The following is a 15,932-nucleotide window of genomic DNA, read 5'->3' as shown; positions in this document are numbered from 1 at the left end:
CCGAGCCGACTCCCTAGCGTTCCGCGTCAGGGGACCAGCCGGGGACGTGCTCCTGAACCGCCGCCTCCCAGGCGGCCACGCCGCCGGGCAGCGGCCAGGCCCTGGTGACGTCCGGAGCCGCGACGATGCTCCGCAGGGTCTCCGCCAGGCGGCGCCCTTCGGCGGCCACGCGCACGGTAGCCAAGGGCCCCTCCAGTGCGGCGACCTTCTTCTCGTACTCCCGTATCGGCCGCTCGGCGCAGAGGGCGATCCAGTCCTCGTCCACCGCCCGTGACAGGACCAGCAGGCGCGGCCTGCCGCCCTCGGCGAGCACGGCGGTCAGCCGGTCGTGACCGTCAAGGACCACCGGAGAGTTGAGGCCGCTGATCCACCAGGCGAGCACCGGCGGAAGGACGCCCTCGCGGTGCTGACGGCGGTACGCCTTCACGCGCGGCGCCTCCGGATGCGACAGCGCCCGCAGGGGCAGCAGATCCCGGGCGTCCTCCTCCGGATCGCCGTGGCCGAACCAGGTGAGATGACCCCGGTCGGGGTCGTGGGCGAGGAGTTTGGGCCAGTTGACGTCCGCGAACCACCCGGAGAGACCGGCCGTGAGGTTCCATTCCCCCTCGTGGAGAGGCCCGTTGACGGCCCCGCGCAGAGCCGCCTCGGCAAACGCCGCCCAGCGCTCGGTCCACGCCTCGCTCCCCGGCTCGGCGAACTCGGCACAGGCACGCGCCTGTTCGGCCCGGATCGGCCCGAGCGGGGAGACGTAGCGGCCGGTCCTGGCGTAGTGCAGTCCCCGCAGCGTGGCCCGCTGCCGGGCGAAGAGCACGGGCTTCCCGTCCTGGCACAGCACGAGCCGTCCGCCGTCGGCACACTCCATCCGCAGCCCCGGACTCGCCGGCTCCTCGACACGCATCCGAACAGCCTACGAGCGCCCGTGGCGGGTCACGGCACCCGGGCCGTCCACCCGGGCGTCGAGAACTTCGTCGCCGCCAACTCCTTCGCCCGCGCCGACTCCTCCTCCGTGACCCGGCCCTCGGTCAGGCCGTAGCGGTCTCGGAAGGAGGCGATCATGCGGGCGATGACCGCCTCGCGGGGAAGGCCCGTCTGGCGGCGGAGGGGGTCCACCCGCTTCTTCGCGCTCTTCGTGCCCTTGTCGGAGAGCTTCTCGCGGCCGATCCGCAGGACGTCCGTCATCTTGTCGGCGTCGATGTCGTACGCCATCGTCACGTGGTGCAGGACCGCGCCCGCGCCCGCCACCACACGTTTCTGCGCCGCGCCCGCGATCTTTCCCGCCTCCGTGGCGATGTCGTTCAGGGGCTGGTACCAGGCCTTGACGCCCATGTCGCCGAGCGCGCCGAGAACCCAGTCGTCGAGATAGGCGTAGCTGTCGGCGAAGGACAGACCCTGAACCAGGGCGTCGGGGACGGAGAGCGAGTACGTGATGGTGTTGCCGGGCTCGATGAACATCGCCCCGCCGCCGCTGATCCGGCGCACCACCTCGATGCCGTGCCGCTCGGCCGCCTCCGGGTCCACCTCGTTGCGCAGGGACTGGAAGCTGCCGATGACCACGGCCGGCGCGCCCCACTCCCAGACCCGCAGCGTCGGCGGGCGGCGGCCCGCCGCGACCTCGGCGGTGAGGACCTCGTCCAGGGCCATGTGCAGGGCCGGGGACTGCGGCGGCTCGTGAATCAGCTGCCAGTCGTAGTCCGTCCAGTCCGTGGCGTGCGCGAGCGCCCGGCGGACGGCCACCCCGATGCCCTCCGTCGTGAGCCCGTACATCTCCGTGCCCGGGGGCAGCGCCGCGTCGATCCGGGCCGCGAGCCCCGACGCGTCGGTGTCGACGGGCGCGCCCTCCAAGGCGCGGTCGATGGCGAGGATCGCCTCGTCCGGCTCCAGGAAGAAGTCGCCCGCCACCCGGACCTCCGCCAGGACGCCGTCGCGCGTCTCCAGGTCGACGACCACCAGCTTTCCGCCGGGAACCTTGTACTCGCCGTGCACGGGCCCTCCCTCTCACCCCTCTGCCCTGTAAGGGGTGAACCGGTCCAAAGCGTACTCCGTGGGCAAACGGAGGGTGACAAGGTCGGCGCTCTGGTTGTCAGACCGCCGTGCTTAGCTGGACGCATGATCGATGACTTCCTTGACCACGTCCTCGCCGGCGGTACGACCGAGGTGGAGGAGGCGGTCCGCAAGGCGGCCGCGACCGAGATCACGCCACGCTTCCGGCAGCTCGCCGTGCACGAGATCGTCGAGAAGAACGGCCCGCACGACCTGGTGACCATCGCCGACCAGGCCGCCGAGGCCCACCTCACCGCGTCCCTGACGGCACTGCTCCCGGGCTCCGTCGTCGTCGGCGAGGAGTCCGTCCACGCCGACCCCGCGGTCTACGAGGCGCTCCAGGGCGACGCCCCGGTCTGGATCGTCGACCCGGTCGACGGCACCCGCCAGTTCGTGGGCGGCGAGCCCGGCTTCTGCACCCTCGTCGCCCTCGCCCGGCGCGGCGAGGTGCTCGCCTCCTGGACGTACGCACCGGTCCTCGACGAGATGGCGATCGCGGTGCGCGGCCGAGGGGCCACGCTCAACGGCGCGCCGATCCGGTCCGGCGCACCGGCCCCCGGAGCGGTGCTCGACGTCGCCACCTCCCACCCCGACTACACCACCGAGGACCAGAAGCGCGCCCTGCTCGGTCTCGACGTCGACGGCGTACGGCCCCGCCCCTGCGGCTCCGCCGGCCTGGAGTACCTCGCCGTGGCCCGGGGCGAGCTCGACGGCACCGCCTTCTCCTGGGAGTACGCGTGGGACCACGCCGCGGGTCTTCTTTTGGTGACCGAGGCGGGTGGCGCGCACACGACGCTCGCGGGCGAGCCGTTCCGCATCACCGGAGGCAACGCGCTGCCGTTCACGGCGGCACGGGACCAGGCCACCGCCGAGCGGATCCGGACACTGCTGCGGGGGCTGTGATCCCCGCTCGCCCGCCGGAATATCCTGGGACCCTTGGCCATCGGCTGACGAAGGAGTCCAAGGTGCCGTCGATGCTCGATGCCGTCGTCGTGGGGGCAGGGCCCAACGGACTGACCGCCGCGGTGGAGCTGGCCCGCCGGGGCTTCTCCGTGGCCGTGTTCGAAGCCATGCCGACCGTGGGGGGCGGCGCCAGGACCGAGGAGCTGACCCTCCCCGGCTTCCGCCACGACCCCTGTTCCGCCGTGCACCCGCTCGGGATCGGTTCGCCCGCCTTCTCGACGATGCCGCTCGACCGGTACGGCCTGGAGTGGCTGCACCCCCGCCTGCCCATGGCCCACCCGTGGGACGACGGCACCGCCGCCGTGCTCTCCCGGTCCGTCGCCGAGACCGCCGCCTCCCTCGGCGCGCGCGACGCCGGCACGTACCGCCGCCTGGTCGCCCCGTACCTCGGCAAGTGGTCCACCCTGACGCGGGACTTCATGTCCCTGCCGCTCTCCGCGCTGCCCCGGGACCCGGTCACGCTGGCCCGGTTCGGCCTCGACGGTCTGCGGCCGTCGACCTGGCTCACCCGCCGCTTCCAGGACGAGAAGGCACGCGCCCTGTTCTCCGGCCTCGTCGGCCATGTCATCGCCCCGCTCGACGGGTTCGCGACGTCGGCGGTCGGCCTGGTCTTCGCGCTCGCCGCGCACGAGGGCGGCTGGCCGATGCCCCGGGGCGGTTCGCAGTCCATCTCGGACGCCCTCGCCGCGTATCTGAAGGACCTCGGCGGCGCGGTCCACACCGACTACGAGGTCAAGCGTCTCGACGACCTGCCGCCGGCCCGCGCGTACGTCTTCGACACCTCGCCGACCGCCCTCGCCCGGATCGCCGGCTTCGGCGGGTACTACGACCACTACCGGTACGGCGCCGCCGCCTTCAAGATCGACTACGCCCTCGACGGGCCCGTGCCCTGGACGTCGGAGGCCGCGCGCGAGGCCGGGACCGTCCAGGTCGGGGCCACCAGTGGCGAGATCGGCACCGCCCTGAGCCAGGCCTCCTCCGGCACGGCCCCCCGGACACCGTTCCTCATCACCGCCCAGCCCAGCCTCGTCGACCCCGGCCGCGCGCCCGAGGGCAAGCACGTCTTCTGGGCGTACGGCCATGTGCCGAACGGCTGGGAAGGCGACCTCACGGACGCCATCGAGCGGCAGATCGAGCGCTTCGCGCCCGGCTTCCGCGACCGCGTCCTGGCCCGCGCGACCGCAGGACCGGCCGAACTCGCCGCCCGCAACGCCAACTACGTGGGCGGCGACATCGCCTGCGGCGCGGCCCGCGGCCTCCAGCTGCTGCTGCGCCCCAAGCTCTCCCTCTTCCCGTACTCGACCCCGCACCCCGCCGTGTTCCTCTGCTCCTCAGCGACGCCGCCGGGTCCGGGCGTGCACGGCATGTCCGGGCACAACGCGGCGAAGGCGGTCTGGCGCAGGCTCCGGGCGGCCGGGCGATGATGGCCGCATGACCACACGACCGGTGATCGAGCTCGTCCTCGGCGACCTCACGGACCAGCACGCCGACGCCCTCGTCAACGCGGCGAACTCCTCCCTGCTCGGCGGAGGCGGCGTCGACGGCGCGATCCACCGCCGGGGCGGCCCGGAGATCCTGGCCGAGTGCCGCGCACTCCGGGCCGGTCACTACGGCAAGGGCCTGCGGACCGGCCAGGCGGTCGCCACCACCGCGGGCCGGCTCGACGCGCGCTGGGTGATCCACACCGTGGGCCCGGTCTGGTCCCGCGAGGAGGACCGCTCGGAGCAACTGGCCTCCTGCTACCGCGAGTCGCTCCGCGTGGCCGACGAACTGGGCGCGCGGACCGTCGCCTTCCCGGCCATCTCCACCGGGATCTACGGCTGGCCCATGGACGACGGCGCCCGCATCGCGGTGGAGACCGTACGGAGCACGGAGACCGCCGTCGAGGAGGTCAGGTTCGTCCTCTTCGACGACGAGGCGTACCGGGCGTTCGTCCGGCAGGTCCCTTCCTCGTAGCGCGAGGTCGGTCGCGCGCAGCGGCCAGGCGGTCAGACGATGACGGAGCCGCGGGCCAGGAGCTGGGCGACCGCCAGGCCCGCCACCACGAGGGCGGCCCGGAACGGCCATCGGCCGACCTCGGGCCACCGCGGGACGGTACCGGCGACGGCGGCGCACACCGCTGCGCCGGCGCACACCCACCCCGCCGGCCCCGCCGCCCCGGGCGGCCCCAGCGTCACGACCGCGACCGCGGCCACCATCGTGATCAGCGCGATCCAGCGACAGGCCACGGGACCGAGGCGCTGCGGCAGACCCCGCACGCCCGTCGCGAGATCGTCCGCGATGTCGGGCAGCGCGTTCACCCAGTGGGCGCCGACGCCGAGCAGGGCGCTCGTGGTGACGGCCCACCAGGCGGGCCAGGCGTGCGTCGGCGCGCCGAGCGTGACGAAGGCGGGCAGGGACGCGAACCCGACGGCGTACGGCACGGGCGAGAACACCGTGCCCTTCAGGACGAGGTTGTACGCCCACCCGCCGACGACCACACCCGCCAGGTGAACAAGCGCGGCCGCCACGCCGCCGAGCAGGGAGAGCGGCACGCAGACGAGGAGCGCCGCGCCGGCGGCCAGAGCGGCCGTCCGTGGTCGCAGAGCGCCGGCCGCGAGCGGTTTGTCGCGGCGGCCGCTGACGGCGTCCCGGTCCGCGTCCACCGCGTCGTTGCACCACCCGACCGACAACTGACCGGCCAGCACCGCCGCCCCGACCGCCACGGCGCCCCCCGCTCCGCGCCCCGACACGGCCGCCAGCGCGGTGACGAAGACGGTCACCGCGAGCGTCGGCTCCGGGTGGCAGGAACGCAGCAGAGCCGTGAGCCGGTGTGTCGCTCGCACCGGAACGGCAGCGGGGTATAGAGACACGGGTGCAAGGTAGTCGGGCCACCGGTCGTGAGGAGACATCCCGGAATGCGTGTCCCCACAGTCCCCCGGTTCGCTCCCGAGACGCTCCCCGCCGCACACGCGGGCGACGACGTCGCCGCCCCGACCGACCCGGACGCCCGCGAGAGCGTCGTGGCCGCAGTCCGTACGGCCCTGCCCGAGCACCGGTACGACCAGAGCGAGCTCACGGAGCTGATCGGTGACCTCTGCCTCGCCCCGGGAGCGGACCGCGCCCTGCTGCGGCGGCTGCACGGCGCCTCCGGCGTGCGGACCCGGCACCTCGCCCTCCCGCTCGACCGGTACGCCGCCATGCGGGACTTCGGCGAGGCCAACGCCGCGTGGATGGCCGCCGGCCTGGAACTCGGTGAACGGGCACTGGCGTCCGCGCTCGAAGCCGCCGGGCTCTCTCCCTCGGACGTCGACCTCCTGGTGTGCACGTCCATCACCGGAATCGCCGCGCCGTCGCTCGACGCCCGGCTCGCGTCACGCATGGGCATGCGGCCGGACGTCAAGCGGATCCCCGTCTTCGGTCTCGGATGCGTGGCGGGAGCCGCCGGTCTCGCCCGGCTCCACGACTACCTGCGCGGCCATCGCGGCGACGTGGCCGTGCTGCTCAGCGTGGAACTGTGCTCGCTCACCCTGCAGCAGCGCGACGACTCACCGGCCAACCTCGTCGCCGGTGCCCTCTTCGGCGACGGCGCGGCGGCGGTCGTCGCGCACACCGCTCACGCGGACGACCGCCGGCCCGGCCGGCCGACGGTGGTGGCCACCCGCAGCCTCCTCTACCCGGACACCGAGCACCTGCTGGGCTGGGCGATCGGGGCGGGAGGGTTCCGCCCGGTGGTGGACGCGGGCATCCCCGACGTCGTCACGGCCCGGATCGGGCCGGACCTCCGGGCCTTCCTCACCGCCCATGGCCTGGTCCCCGACGACATCGGGGTCTGGCTCTGCCATCCCGGGGGCCCGCGGATCCTCACGGCCGTGGCCCACACCTTGGACCTCCCGGAGAGAGCCCTCGACTCCGCCCGCCGGGCCTTGGCCGCCTCGGGGAACATGTCCTCCGCCTCGGTGCTGCGGATCCTGGAGGACGTCACCACCGGCCACCCTCCGCCGCCGGGTTCGTGGGGGCTGATGATGGCGATGGGCCCCGGCTTCTGTGTCGAGTTCGTCCTGCTGCGCTGGTGAGGAAGCCCCGATCATGCTCTGGTACACCCTGCTCCTGGCGGCCGTCGCCGCGGAACGCCTCGTCGAACTCGTCGTCGCGCGACGCAACGCGGCCTGGACCTTCGCCCGTCTCGGAGTCGAGTACGGCCGTGGTCACTACCCGGTCATGGTGGCCCTGCACACGGCTCTCCTCGCGAGCTGTCTGATCGAGCCCTGGCTGACGGACCGGCCGTTCCTGCCGCTTCTCGGCTGGACCATGGTGGCCGTCGTCGTCCTGGCCCAGGCGCTGCGCTGGTGGTGCGTCATGACCCTGGGGCCGTACTGGAACACGCGTGTCATCGTCGTCCCGGGCGCGCGTCTCGTGCAGGCCGGGCCCTACCGCTTCGCGCGCCACCCGAACTACGTCGCGGTCGTCGCCGAGATCGCGGCGCTGCCCCTGGTGCACTCCGCGTGGCTGACCGCCGTCGTGTTCACCGTGGCCAACGCCCTGTTGCTCGCCGTCCGCGTCCGGTGCGAGAACGCCGCCCTGGGCCGGGCGATCGCGGCGTGACCCGCACGCACGACCTGCTGATCGCGGGCGGCGGTCCGGCGGGACTGGCCACCGCGCTCCACGCCGTGCGGGCGGGGTTCGACGTCGTGGTGGCGGAACCGCGCGCGATGCCCGTCGACAAGGCCTGCGGGGAGGGGCTGATGCCCGGGGCCGTCAGGGAACTGCGCGCGTTGGGACTGGACGTGCCCGGCCGGCCGATCGCCGGCATCCGTTACCGGCAGGGCCCGCACCACGCCCAGGCCGAGTTCCGGCACGGCTCCGGCCTGGGAGTGCGGCGCACCGCCCTGCACGCAGCCCTGCACACGGCCGTCCTCGCCGCCGGAGTTCCCGTCCTGCCGCTGCGCGTGCGGGACGTGCGCCAGGACGCCGAGGGCGTCCTGGACAGCGCCACGGGAGTGCGCGCCGACTGGCTGGTCGCCGCCGACGGGCTGCACTCGCCGGTGCGGCGTTCGCTCGGCCTCGGGGTGCCCGACGCGGGCACCCCGCGTTACGGGCTCCGCCGGCACTACGCCGTGGCGCCGCCTTCCCCGTACGTCGAGGTCCATTGGGGGCCTTACGGTGAGGCGTACGTGACCCCGCTCGGACCACAGCTCCTGGGCGTCGCGCTCCTGACCTCCCGTCGCGCCCCGTTCGACGAGCAGCTGACCGGCTTTCCCGAACTCGCCGCCACACTGCCCCGGCAGGCCGCGGTCGGCGATGTGCGCGGTGCGGGTCCCCTCCGCCAGAAGGTACGTACACGCGTCCACGGGCGCGTCCTGCTCGTGGGCGACGCCGCCGGATACGTCGACGCGCTGACCGGCGAGGGTGTCTCCCTGGCTCTCGCCGGTGCCAGGGTGCTGATCGACCAGCTGCGCCGCGGCTCGCCCGGGGCGTACGAGGCCGCGTGGCAGCAAGCGACCTTCCGGCACAGGCTGCTGACCGACTGCCTGGTGCGGGCTCGCCAACAGCCCTGGCTGGCAGAGAGGATCGTGCCGGCCGCGGCCCGGCTTCCCTTCGTCTTCACCCTCGCGGTGAACGCTCTCGCCTGATGGCGGCGCACCGCCGGGAGCGCGATAAGCTGCCAACGCCCCGCGGGGGAAGTCCGGTCGAAGTCCGGCGCTGACCCGCAACGGTAGGCGGAGTGACGAACCTGTACGCAGGTCCGCGCACCCGTGAGCCCGATTACCCGCGGCGGTGAAGGCTCCTGACAGCTCGCCGTGGACTGCGAGAGGGCGCTGCGCCGGACGTACCGCGTCGTCGGCTGCTCCCTGACGTGTGGCACGGCCCAAGGCGAAGGCGACCCGCCGTGGCCCTACCCGTCGAACAGAGCGGCATCGCCGCGCCGCCGGACGCCCCTCGCACGGGAACCGGGCCTGCCCCGCCACGGCGCGTCCCCCTGCCGCCTCTTCTCGTCGCCCTGTGCGCCGCGCTGGTGCTCTCCCTCGCCTGCGGGGCGGGGATCGGGGCTTCGGGTCTCTCCTGGGGCGAGGTGCTCCATCACCTCCGGGCCGGGCTGACGGGTGGAGCGATCACCCCCGACGAGGTGTCGGCGTACACCATCGTCTGGGAACTGCGCTTCCCACGCGCCCTGTTGGCCGCGGTCGTCGGCGCGGGACTCTCGGCCGTCGGGGTCGCCGTGCAGGCGATGGTCCGCAACGCGCTCGCCGATCCGTTCGTCCTCGGCATCTCGTCGGGCGCCGCTGTCGGAGCCAACGCCGTCCTGCTCTTCGGCGCGCTGGGCGCGCTCGGCATCTGGGCGCTGTCCACGGCCGCGTTCCTCTCCGCGCTCCTCGCCATGGTGCTGGTGTACGCGATCGCCCGCACCGCTCGCGGTCTGACCCCGATGCGGCTGGTCCTCACGGGCAGCGCGATGTACTACGGCTTCTCGGCCGTCACCACGTTCATGGTCTTCGCGGCCGAGCACGGCGAGGCCGCCCGCTCCGCGATGATGTGGATGCTCGGCAGCCTCGGCGGGGCCGACTGGGCCTCCCTGCCCATCGCCGCGGGCGCCGTGCTCGCCGGCCTCGTCCGCCTCGCGCTGTCGGCACGCCGACTGAACGCGCTCGCCATGGGCGACGAGACGGCGGCCGCCCTGGGCGTGGACGCGGGGTGGCTGCGCAAGGAGCTCTTCGTGGTCTCCGCGGCCGTCACCGGCGCCGTGGTCGCCGTCAGCGGTGCCATCGGCTTCGTCGGGCTGATGGTTCCCCACGGCGTACGCATGCTGGTCGGCGCCGACCACCGGCGGGTGCTGGCCGTCGCACCTCTCGTGGGCGCGGTGCTGATGATCTGGGTGGACATCCTCTCCCGCGTCGTGATGGCACCGACGGAACTTCCCGTGGGCGTGCTCACCGCGGTGATCGGCGTGCCGTGCTTCGTCCTGCTGATGAGACACCGGTCGTACAGCTTCGGAGGCTCCTGATGAGGATCGACATCGACGACCTGACCGTGGCGCTCGCGGGCGCGAAGCTCGTGGAGGACGTCACTCTGCGGGCGGGCGAAGGCGAGCTCGTCGGGCTGGTCGGACCCAACGGCAGCGGGAAGTCCAGCCTGCTGCGGTGCGTCTACCGGGCGCTGCGCCCGACGGCCGGCACGGTCCGGCTGGACGGGCAGGATCTGCACGCCATGAGCGCGCGGGAGGGCGCCCGGCGCCTGGCCGCCCTTCCCCAGGAGTCCGTCGCCGAGTTCGACTTCACGGTCACCGAGGTCGTGGCGATGGGGCGGTTGCCGCACCAGAGCGCGGCCGCCCGCACCACGGCCGAGGACCGGCAGACGTGCGAGGCCGCGTTGGCACGGGTCGGCGCAGGCCACCTCGCCGACCGCGGCTTCCTCACGCTCTCGGGCGGGGAGAAGCAACGGGTCCTGATCGCCCGCGCCCTGGCCCAGCAACCGCAGGTGCTCGTCCTCGACGAACCCACCAACCACCTCGACATCGCCCAGCAGTTGGAGGTGCTGTCCCTGGTACGGGACAGCCGGATCACGGTGCTCACCGCACTCCACGACCTCAACCTCGCCGCCGTCCACTGCGACCTGCTGTACGTGATCCAGCGCGGCCGGATCGTCGCCTCCGGCGCTCCGCACGAGGTACTGACACCCGAACTGCTGGCCGGGGTCTTCGGCGTACGGGCGCACCGCGTGCCGCACCCCGAATCCGGGGCCCCGCAACTGCTCTTCGACCGTCTCCCGCCCGCCCTTCCCACCTCGTGAGGAACACGTCATGCGCTCTCTTCCACGCCCCGCCACCCTCCTGCTCGCCACGGCTCTCGCGCTCAGCGGCTGCGGTGCCGAGGTCACCTCGCAGGGCAGCGGGGAGGGCGCGGCCAAGGCAGCCGGCCACTACCCCGTGACCATCGACAACTGCGGCGAGAAGAAGACCTACGACGCCGCACCCAAGCGGGTGGTCACCAATGACGTCGGCATCACGGAGATCATGTTCGCGCTCGGCCTGGAGGACCGCATGGCGGGCTACGTCATGCCCGACGACAAGGGAGATCTCGACTCCGTCCCCTGGAAGGACGCCTACGGGAAGACCACCTGGCTGTCGAAGAAGACGATCAACAAGGAGCTGGTCCTCGACTCCCGCGCCGACCTGGTCTTCGCGGGCTGGAACTACGGCTTCAACGAGGGGGAGGGGTTCACCCCCGCGGAGCTGAAGAGTGTGGGCGTCGGCTCGTACGTGCTGACCGAGTCGTGCCGCAACGGGCGCGGCACGGCACGGGGCGTGATGCCGCCGCTCGAGGCGCTGTACGTGGATCTGCGCAACCTGGGGAGGCTCTTCGATGTCGAGGACCGCGCCGAAGCCCTCGTCGCGACCTTCCAGAAGCAGGTGGCCGAAGCGCAGGCGAAGGCCCCGAAGGGCGCCGACCGGCCGCGTGTCTTCCTCTACGACGCCGGCCGCGACAGGCCCCTGACGTCCGGCGCCTACGCGGGGCCGCACGACATCATCACCAAGGCGGGGGGCGACCACGTCATGAAGGACCTCAAGGACAGCTGGACGACGGTCGGTTGGGAGACCGTCGTCGAGCGGGACCCCGAGGTCATCGTCATCAACGACTACGGTGACGTCAGCGCGGAGCAGAAGCGGCAGTTCCTGAAGTCCTACCCGCCGCTCGCGGGCGTTTCGGCGATCAAGAACGACCGCATCGTCGTCCTCGACTACGTGGAACTGGTGGAGAGCCCGCGCAACCCGGCGGCGATCGCCTCCTTGGCCGCCGAGTTGCGGAACCTGAAGCGGTAGGGACGCCACAGGGCCTGCGGACGCGGACACGGCGCGCTCCCCAGGCCCTTTGCGCGCCGTCTCAGTCGCCCGCGGCGGGCGTGGAGGACCTGGCCACCACGCGGGCGAGGACGATCGCCACGAGGGTCAGCCCGCCCAGGGCGGCCGCCGTGCCCGGGTACCCGCCGAGCGCGAGTCCCACGCCACCGAGCCCGGCGCCGAGGAAGACGCCGAAGCTCATGCCGGCGGCGTTGATGCTCAGCGCGGTCCCGCGCAACGAGCCGCACCGCCGGACGAGCAGCGTGGTGACGCAGGCCGCCACCGTCGCGTGCCCGACACCGATGAGCGCCGTCAACGGCAGGGCCAGCAGCAGCGACTGCGTGAAGAAGACCCCGACCAGGGCGGACAGCGCCACCAGCAGCGCGAGCGTCATCAGCCGCTCGTTGGAGATCCTCGGCCGCTCGGCGCTCAGCAGCCGGCCGGCGAACAGGTTCCCGAGGAAGAACGAGGCACCGCTGAGCGTCCACACGATCGCGAACGTCTCCGGCCCGAGACCGAAACGCTCGTCGTAGAAGGCCGCGAGGTAGGCGAGGTACCCCATGAACGCCGCCGTGCGCAGCATGGCGACCAGCAGCAGCGGGACCACTCCGGGAAGCGCTCCCAGAAGACGGAAGGACTCCAGGTACCCCGGCTTCTTCGGCTTGTCCGCTGCCTCCGCGTTCGCGTCGGGCCCGTCGTCGCGACGGCGGCCTCGCAGCAGGAAGTACAGGGCGAGTACGGCCGCGATCGCGGCGATCGCCCACAGGTCACCCTGCCACCCCCACAGCAGAGCGGGCACGGCCACGAGGGGCGCCGCGAGCAGGGCGGTCAGAGACTGCGTGGCCGTGATGAGGGTCGCCGCGCGGCCCGCGGCGGCGTCGGTGTCGAACCGATCGGCGGCGGCCGCGGTGAGCGCCGGGTTGAGTACGGCCGTACCGGCGCCGACGAGCAGGCAGAAGGCCGCGAGCAGCAGGAAGTCACCGCTCGCGCCGAGCGCGGCCGAGACGGCGAGGACGGCGAGCCCGCCCGCCGCCGCCCACTCCTTGCGGACGCGGTCGATCAGCGGCGCCAGCGCGGTGCCCACGGCCAGGGCCGCCAGACCGCCGAGCCCGCGCAGCTGGCCGAGGGCGGCGACACCGCCGTCCGCCGCGTGCGCGATGGGAACGAGGAAGGTGCTGTAGATCGTGAAGGGCACCAGCCCCACGGCCGAGGCGAGCATGAACGGCCACAGGAGGCGCGTCATCCTCAGGTCGCTCGGTACGGCTGCGTCGCCCGCGCGCACACCCGCGCTCGCGCCGCTCACGGTCTCCTGGGTCTCGCTGCTCATGCCTGGCCCGCCCGGTACCGGTACAGCGCGGTCTCGTCGGCGCTGAACTGGGAGAAGGGGAAGGGCTCGGCGGACAGCGCGCTCACGCCCGCGCCCAGGAAGGCCCGCGCGACGGCGCTGCCGGTCTGCGCGTACACAACCAGCGGGATCTCCTGCTTGCGGCAGTGCTCGAGGATCTGGTCGAAGCTGTCGTTGCCGAGGGTCATGCCGGTGGCGACCACGGCGTCCGCCGAGGCCAGGACCTCCGCCATGTCGGTGGTCACCGGGTCGCCCCAGTGGGTGGTGCGCAGGTTGAAGTCGCAGGGCAGCGGGACGCCGCCCTGCTCGCGTATCGCCGCGACGAGCGGGTTGACGACGCCGATGAGCGCCACCTTCGCCCCGGGCTCGATGTCGAGGAGTCCGGCGACGGCTGCGTCCCTGGCCTGTGCCCGGGTCTCCGGTGTACCGGTGGGCAGGGTGACGGTCTCGGCGCCCGGCGCGTCGCGGTGCGGCTGTACGCGACCGAGGTAGGCGTCGAGCGCGGCGATGCGCACCGGCGCCGACGCGTGCCGGACGAGGGTGTCGAGGGTGTGTCCCGAGGCGTCGGCGCAGAAGTCGGGGGCGAGTTCGCCGGCTTCGAAGGAGCAGGCGCCGAAGGCGTCGCCGGACCTCAGCAGCAGGTAGTGGTTGCGGTACGTGACCTGGCTGCCGGCCAGCCGCGTGGTGTGGTGGAGCCAGAACGCGCTGGTGACGGCCAGCTCCTGGGGGCGGGGACCGAAGGCACCGTCGAGGACGGCCTCCTGGAGTTCGGAGACGGACTGGGGCTGTGAGGGAGGCATGGCGACGTTCTTTCTCGGGGGTGGGAGGGATACGGGTGGTGGGACGGGCGGGCAGGGGAGCGCGGCAGTACCCGTACGGATGGTCCGGGTGCCAGGCGGCGCTCCGGGGCTTCGTCGGCCCCGGCGGCGTGGACGCTAGGCCCTCTCGGGCACCAGGGCGGGAGCGCCACGCAGCAGCGTGCTGTCCGGGGCGGGCGGCCAGTCCATCGCGGACCACGGATGGCGCAACTCGCCCTGCGCCGTGACCTCGTGGGGGCGCATGGAGCCGAGGCCCACGGCCTCGGGGTGGTGGGCGTAGGCGCTGTCCACGTAGCGGTGCCCGGTGTCGGCGGCGAGGAAGACGTACGTCCGGTCGGTGTCGCGCTCGCGTTCCCAGAGCGTGGCGAGATAGGCGGCGCCGGCCGACAGACCGGCGAAGATGCCGCTGGCCCGGAGGAGTTCGACGGCGCCCGACATGGCGTAGTCGAAGTTGACCCAGTGGATGCGGTCGTACAGGTCGTGCCGGACGTTCTGGAACGGGATGGAGCTGCCGATACCGGCGATGATCATGTCCGGGTCCAGGACGTGCTCGGCGCCGAAGGTGACGCTGCCGAACGGCTGGACGCCGACGAGCGCCACGTCGCGGCCCGCCTCACGCAGATACGTGGCGATGGCCCCGGTGGACGCCCCGGTGCCGACCCCTCCGACGAGGGAGAGGGGCCCCTCCGGGACCTCCTTGCGGATCAGGTCGGCGACGTCGCGGTAGCCGAGGTAGTGGATGTCGTCGTGGTACTGCCGCATCCAGTGGTAATGCGGGTTCTCCCGCAGCAGTTCGCCGATCCGCTCGACGCGCAGATTCTGGTCGAGGCGCAGGTTCTTCGACGGGCGGACCTGCTCCAGGGTGGCGCCCAGGATCTCCAGCTGGACGCGGAGCGTGCGGTCCACCGTCGTGGACCCGACGATGTGGCAGTGGAGGCCGTAGCGGTGACAGGCCAGCGCCAACGCGTGGGCGTAGATGCCGCTGGAACTGTCGACAAGAGTGTCACCGGGCTTGATCTGCCCGGTCTCCAGCAGGTGGCGTACCGCGCCGAGTGCCGAGTACAGCTTCATCGTCTCGAAGCGCAGACAGATCGCCCCCGGCGGGACGGTGACGACATCGGGTTCCTTGACGGCCTCGGCTATGTGCTCGTGCATGTCCTTCTCCTCCTGGTCGGACGGTCAGGCGGCGGCGTGACGGCTCAGCTTGAAGAGGTACGCCTGACAGTTGTCGCCCTCCCAGGTCTGGCGGTGCAGGATCTCGGGGCGGAAGCCCACCTCGATCCCGTGGCCGACGATCCGCTTGAGCTCGGCGGTGTTGGACACGATCAGGTAGATCTCGCCCTCCGGGGCGAGCAGGTCGCGGGTGACGATCTGGTCGAAGAAGCGCAGGACGATCTCGGCGCCGACGCAGACGTTCCGGACCACCGTCGGGTCGTCGCTGGGCCGTGTGGAGACCGCGGGCGGGTTGAAGGTGATGACGTCCAGCCGGGCGGAGTCGGGGAACTCCTCGAACAGGTTGGACACCAGCGGCCGCAGGACGGTCCCGGGACGGTCCCCGACGAGGCGCGCGTAGTGCTCGGCCGCCGTCGCCACGCTGTCCGGGTGGACGTCGGCCGCGTAGATCTCCCGCGCCCCGAGCGTGCCGGCGATCACGGCCTCGACGCCGAGGCCGACGCCCATGGCCGCGTACGTCCTGTCCTTGACGGGGATCGTGCCGTCCAGCAGACGGTCGTGGACGATGCGGCTGGTGTCGCCGGGCTTGAAGACGCCGGGCGGCAGCGTGAACGTCCAGTCGTTGTAGAGGTACGCGCGGGTCGTGTGGATGTCGGACTTCGCGCTGTTGATCGCGAGGATCTCGTCCCGGGGGAGTGTGTCGGGGAGCGATTCCAGCACGGTGCGGGCGTCGTCCCGTGACGCGGCCGCGTCGGCTGCGAGCCGGTCGGTCATGTGT

At 72.8% G+C, this 15,932-nt stretch carries 16 protein-coding genes and 1 riboswitch; of the genes, 9 read left to right on the top strand and 7 right to left on the bottom strand.

Translation table 11 applies throughout. From position 1 onward, the window contains the following. Positions 1 to 13: 13 nt before the first annotated feature. The gene (locus ACWF79_RS13090; RefSeq protein ID WP_453728157.1) at positions 14 to 898 is read right to left on the bottom strand and encodes a hypothetical protein; all 885 of its coding nucleotides are present in this window, start codon (positions 896 to 898) and stop codon (positions 14 to 16) included. Between the two features lie 29 nt (positions 899 to 927). After that, positions 928 to 1,983, bottom strand: a complete 1,056-nt coding sequence (locus tag ACWF79_RS13085; RefSeq protein ID WP_453728156.1) for a lipoate--protein ligase family protein — start codon at positions 1,981 to 1,983, stop codon at positions 928 to 930. 123 nt (positions 1,984 to 2,106) lie between these two features. Here ACWF79_RS13085 and ACWF79_RS13080 point away from each other — a divergent pair, with 123 nt between their 5' ends. From ACWF79_RS13080 to ACWF79_RS13070, 3 genes are all read left to right on the top strand, one after another. Then, positions 2,107 to 2,943: an inositol monophosphatase family protein gene (locus ACWF79_RS13080; RefSeq protein ID WP_453728155.1), complete on the top strand. Its 837-nt coding sequence runs from the start codon at positions 2,107 to 2,109 to the stop codon at positions 2,941 to 2,943. 71 nt (positions 2,944 to 3,014) lie between these two features. After that, positions 3,015 to 4,427 carry a phytoene desaturase family protein gene (locus ACWF79_RS13075; RefSeq protein ID WP_453728250.1) on the top strand — a complete coding sequence of 471 codons (1,413 nt, stop codon included), beginning with the start codon at positions 3,015 to 3,017 and terminating at the stop codon, positions 4,425 to 4,427. 7 nt (positions 4,428 to 4,434) lie between these two features. Then, positions 4,435 to 4,959: an O-acetyl-ADP-ribose deacetylase gene (locus ACWF79_RS13070; protein WP_453728154.1), complete on the top strand. Its 525-nt coding sequence runs from the start codon at positions 4,435 to 4,437 to the stop codon at positions 4,957 to 4,959. A 32-nt stretch (positions 4,960 to 4,991) separates the two neighbouring features. Here the strand turns inward: ACWF79_RS13070 and ACWF79_RS13065 are convergent, their stop codons facing one another. Beyond that, positions 4,992 to 5,894: a UbiA family prenyltransferase gene (locus ACWF79_RS13065; protein ID WP_453728153.1), complete on the bottom strand. Its 903-nt coding sequence runs from the start codon at positions 5,892 to 5,894 to the stop codon at positions 4,992 to 4,994. Between the two features lie 6 nt (positions 5,895 to 5,900). Here ACWF79_RS13065 and ACWF79_RS13060 point away from each other — a divergent pair, with 6 nt between their 5' ends. From ACWF79_RS13060 to ACWF79_RS13035, 6 genes are all read left to right on the top strand, one after another. Beyond that, a complete protein-coding gene (locus ACWF79_RS13060; RefSeq protein WP_453728152.1) occupies positions 5,901 to 7,058 on the top strand; it encodes a type III polyketide synthase in 1,158 nt (385 codons plus the stop codon). 13 nt (positions 7,059 to 7,071) lie between these two features. Then, a complete protein-coding gene (locus tag ACWF79_RS13055) occupies positions 7,072 to 7,587 on the top strand; it encodes an isoprenylcysteine carboxyl methyltransferase family protein (protein WP_453728151.1) in 516 nt (171 codons plus the stop codon). Beyond that, positions 7,584 to 8,615: an NAD(P)/FAD-dependent oxidoreductase gene (locus ACWF79_RS13050; RefSeq protein WP_453728150.1), complete on the top strand. Its 1,032-nt coding sequence runs from the start codon at positions 7,584 to 7,586 to the stop codon at positions 8,613 to 8,615. The genes ACWF79_RS13055 and ACWF79_RS13050 overlap by 4 nt, the downstream gene beginning before the upstream one ends. Before the next feature lie 23 nt (positions 8,616 to 8,638). Further along, positions 8,639 to 8,775, top strand: a riboswitch (cobalamin riboswitch). Between the two features lie 97 nt (positions 8,776 to 8,872). Then, the gene (locus ACWF79_RS13045) at positions 8,873 to 9,985 is read left to right on the top strand and encodes a FecCD family ABC transporter permease (protein WP_453728149.1); all 1,113 of its coding nucleotides are present in this window, start codon (positions 8,873 to 8,875) and stop codon (positions 9,983 to 9,985) included. Continuing rightward, the gene (locus ACWF79_RS13040) at positions 9,985 to 10,770 is read left to right on the top strand and encodes an ABC transporter ATP-binding protein (protein WP_453728148.1); all 786 of its coding nucleotides are present in this window, start codon (positions 9,985 to 9,987) and stop codon (positions 10,768 to 10,770) included. Before ACWF79_RS13045 ends, ACWF79_RS13040 begins: the two co-directional genes overlap by 1 nt. 10 nt (positions 10,771 to 10,780) lie before the next feature. Beyond that, positions 10,781 to 11,800: an ABC transporter substrate-binding protein gene (locus ACWF79_RS13035; RefSeq protein WP_453728147.1), complete on the top strand. Its 1,020-nt coding sequence runs from the start codon at positions 10,781 to 10,783 to the stop codon at positions 11,798 to 11,800. A 61-nt stretch (positions 11,801 to 11,861) separates the two neighbouring features. On the opposite strand, the gene ACWF79_RS13030 is transcribed toward ACWF79_RS13035, so the two are convergent. The 4 genes from ACWF79_RS13030 to ACWF79_RS13015 form a co-directional block, all read right to left on the bottom strand. Continuing rightward, positions 11,862 to 13,145, bottom strand: coding sequence for an MFS transporter (locus ACWF79_RS13030; protein WP_453728146.1), 1,284 nt, complete (start codon positions 13,143 to 13,145; stop codon positions 11,862 to 11,864). Continuing rightward, positions 13,142 to 13,963 carry a Rossmann-like domain-containing protein gene (locus ACWF79_RS13025; protein WP_453728145.1) on the bottom strand — a complete coding sequence of 274 codons (822 nt, stop codon included), beginning with the start codon at positions 13,961 to 13,963 and terminating at the stop codon, positions 13,142 to 13,144. Before ACWF79_RS13025 ends, ACWF79_RS13030 begins: the two co-directional genes overlap by 4 nt. 135 nt (positions 13,964 to 14,098) lie before the next feature. Continuing rightward, positions 14,099 to 15,136, bottom strand: a complete 1,038-nt coding sequence (locus tag ACWF79_RS13020) for a pyridoxal-phosphate dependent enzyme (RefSeq protein ID WP_453728144.1) — start codon at positions 15,134 to 15,136, stop codon at positions 14,099 to 14,101. A gap of 24 nt (positions 15,137 to 15,160) precedes the next feature. Next, positions 15,161 to 15,928 carry a methyltransferase gene (locus ACWF79_RS13015; RefSeq protein ID WP_453728143.1) on the bottom strand — a complete coding sequence of 256 codons (768 nt, stop codon included), beginning with the start codon at positions 15,926 to 15,928 and terminating at the stop codon, positions 15,161 to 15,163. Between the last annotated feature and the right edge of the window lie 4 nt (positions 15,929 to 15,932).

Source organism: Streptomyces sp. NPDC054975, assembly GCF_053609105.1.
The sequence above is the reverse complement of the archived record's forward strand: the minus strand, read 5'-3'. Positions and strand labels throughout refer to the sequence as shown.